The organism is Nocardia sp. 852002-20019_SCH5090214, assembly GCF_001665865.1.
Lineage (GTDB): Bacteria > Actinomycetota > Actinomycetes > Mycobacteriales > Mycobacteriaceae > Nocardia > Nocardia nova.
On sequence record NZ_LZMK01000198.1, the window covers coordinates 1 to 512 of the forward strand.

Genomic DNA, 512 nt, shown 5'->3' on the forward strand with positions numbered 1-512 from the left:
ACCCGCCCACACCTACCGGTGGCTGAAGTTCGTCTACCGCAACGAATCCCACGTCAAAGTGCTGGCGCGCCGCGACTCCGAGCAGTGGGCCGTATTCGACCCCGGTGCCCGCGCCAACGCCGCCGCCCACGCCAAGGGTGAAACCGGAGGCGCGCTCCGATACCGGGCAATCAATGTGTGCCCCGAGGACACCTTCGAGCTGCGGGTGTTCGCCAGCTCTCTGCACACGCGCGAGGTGCAAGCGGCGCTCGCCTTCGCCGACGCCTCCGTCGAATACACCCGCACCCTCTCAGCCGCCGATATCGCCCGCCGCCGCGGCTGGGAATGGACCGCGTTCACCGCGTGGCTGGCCGCCCGCCCCGAATACCGCTGCCTGACCGACGAATTGGAGGCCCTCGCGTGTGCATCCTGACTTACTACAAACCCGGCCAAGCTCCCGACCTCGACGCCCTGCACGGCGGCGCGCTGGCCAACCCGCACGGCCACGGCTACGCCGTCCACACCGGCGACAC

At 69.5% G+C, this 512-nt stretch carries 1 pseudogene; it reads left to right on the forward strand.

The features are described 5' to 3' along the window. Window positions 1-412: pseudogene (locus A5780_RS40995) on the forward strand (hypothetical protein); the annotation flags it as partial. Window positions 413-512: the final 100 nt, after the last annotated feature.